We start from the raw sequence: 244 nt of genomic DNA, 5'->3' as shown, positions 1-244 counted from the left end.
GGCTAGAACGCCGAGGCGTCCAGCGCCAGCACGCTGTCGGCCCCCCGGGTGATGGCGAGGGCCAGGGCATGGGCCTGGGGCAGGCAATGCTCGGCGTAGAAGCGGGCCGTCACCCGCTTGGCCCGGCACCAGGCATCGTCGGCTTGCGGGTCCTGCAGGCGCTCCCCCGCCACATTGGCCGCCCCCGCCAGCAGCCAGCCCCCGGCCACCCAGCCGAAAAGCTTGAGGTAGGGAACCGCGCCGG

At 74.2% G+C, this 244-nt stretch carries 1 protein-coding gene; it reads right to left on the bottom strand.

What is annotated here, in order from left to right; genetic code table 11:
- Positions 1-2 precede the first annotated feature (2 nt).
- On the bottom strand, positions 3-244 hold a 242-nt coding region (locus tag ACTFO6_RS19465), incomplete at its 5' end, for an acyl-CoA dehydrogenase C-terminal domain-containing protein (RefSeq protein ID WP_439935958.1).

Source organism: Pelomicrobium sp. G1 (genome assembly GCF_051905455.1).
Taxonomy (GTDB): domain Bacteria; phylum Pseudomonadota; class Gammaproteobacteria; order Burkholderiales; family UBA6910; genus Pelomicrobium.
This window is presented reverse-complemented; position numbering and strand designations above follow the sequence as displayed.